Raw genomic sequence first — 2,025 nt, forward strand, 5'->3', positions numbered from 1 at the left:
AGCCTTAACTGCTTCATAGCCGATTCCAACCGGATTCTGGGTAATTGCACCGGCCATCAGTCCGGATTTAATTGCATCCAGCTGCAGTTTACCAGAGTCAAAACCGATAACGACAACTTCTCCAACTTTATTGAGCTCACGCACAGCGTTAATCACACCAATAGCTGAGCCTTCGTTGCCGCCAAAGAATCCTTTCAAGTTTGGATGGGCTTGGAGAATTGCCTTAGCTAAGTCAGTGGATTTAAGATGGTCGCCACCACCATACTGAATGTCCACAACAGTGATGTGAGGATACTGCTCCTTAATCCGGTCAACAAAGCCATCACGGCGCATAATACCGGTATGACTTGTTTGGTCGTGAACAATTACCGCAACTTCACCTTCGTAACCAATCAGTTCTGCCATCCTGTCTGCAGCTTTCCCTGCTGCAGCGTAGTTGTCAGTAGCAGCGGTAGTCACCGGAATATCACTGTCTACACCAGAGTCAAAGCCGATTACAGGAATATTCCGCGCATGTGCCTGCTCGAGAAGGGGAATAACTGCGACACTGTCCAGGGCTGCGATACAGATTGCATCGGGGTTTTTGTTCAAAGCAGCTTGAAGCATATCAATTTGCTTGTCAACCATTGTCTCTGCTTCCGGACCTTCAAAGGTAATGGTTACGCCAAATTCTTCAGCAGCCTGGTCTGCACCCAACTTAACTGCCTGCCAGAATTGATGCATGAACCCTTTGGAGATTACTGCAATGTACAGGTCGTCCTTGGCACTTACAGCCCCTCCAAACATTGCAACTACAAGCAGCACACACAGTAAACCAACCAGTCTTTTCATACAGTTTCTCCTCCTTTAGTCTTTTATATTTTTAAGCTCCCTACGGAGCTGAAAACCAATGATAGGTCTAGCTGCTCGTCTGCTGTCTCCGCCTTAATACATCAATATATACTGCTAGGATTACAATCGCACCGATTACTACAGTCTGCCACTCCTGCGGTATAGACATGATTCTCAATCCATTAGTCAAGACGCTCATTACAAAAGCACCGATAATTGTTCCCAAAATGCTGCCTTCCCCACCACTTAAGGAAGTTCCACCGATCACTACGGCTGCGATTGCTTCCAACTCATAGCCCTGACCCAATGCTGGCTGAGCAGAGCTTAACCGGGATGCCATCAGGACACCACCCAATCCTACAAACAATCCATTCAGGCCGTAGATGAAAATTTTCCACTTATCTACATTAATTCCTGATAAACGCGCCGCCTCTTCGTTGCTGCCGAGAGCAAACGCATAGCGCCCTAAAACTGTGCGGGTTAGAATAATGTTTGCCAGTACTGCCGCAGCAAAAAAGATAAACACACCATAGGGGATGTTAAACACCGTACCCATAGCAATCTTTCGGAAACTAGCTGGTTCAATCATATAGATCGGTCTGGTATCAGATATAACCAGCGATAATCCCTTCGCAACCATCATCATACCCAGAGTAGCGATAAAAGGTGGTATGCGCATTTTTGAAATCATGGTGCCGTTGATTAATCCGCACAATCCTCCGGTTAGAATTCCTGCAATGACACCTAAGGGTACCGGAAGTCCCCAAAACGCTATAAAGACACCGGTCATAACTGAGGAAAAGGTCATGACCGTACCTAATGAAAGGTCAATTCCTCCAGTCACAATGACAAATGTAACGCCAATAGCCAACACACCGTTAACAGCTGTAGAAATCAGGATTCCGACTATGTTAGAGAAAGTAGCGAAGTTTGGTGATGCCAGCGAAAAACCTATGAAAAGAATGATTAAACTTGAAAATGCAAGCAGTTTTTGCGTTGCATCAGACTGCAGAAAAGCTCGTTTATCCTTGGGAAGCAGTTTTGTAACAGCTGGTTTATTTTCCATTTAACCAACCCCCATATGCCTTGATCATCCTGATAATTTCATTCTGCTTGTAGCAAACTCCATGATTCGCTCCTGAGTTGCTTCGCTCTGGAGCAGTTCTCCGGTAATCCGGCCTTCACACATGACAA

Annotated in this window: 2 protein-coding genes; both read right to left on the reverse strand. The window is 45.8% G+C overall.

Annotated elements, in window-relative coordinates:
- The coding region (locus GX019_10745; protein HHT37640.1) for an ABC transporter substrate-binding protein at window positions 1-831 on the reverse strand (831 nt) is incomplete at its 3' end.
- A gap of 67 nt (window positions 832-898) precedes the next feature.
- On the reverse strand, window positions 899-1,897 hold the full coding sequence (locus GX019_10750; protein ID HHT37641.1) for an ABC transporter permease: 999 nt from the start codon (window positions 1,895-1,897) through the stop codon (window positions 899-901).
- Window positions 1,898-2,025 lie beyond the last annotated feature (128 nt).

The sequence above is a fragment of the Bacillota bacterium genome (genome assembly GCA_012837335.1).
Taxonomy (GTDB): Bacteria; Bacillota; Limnochordia; order Darwinibacteriales; family DTU012; genus DTU012.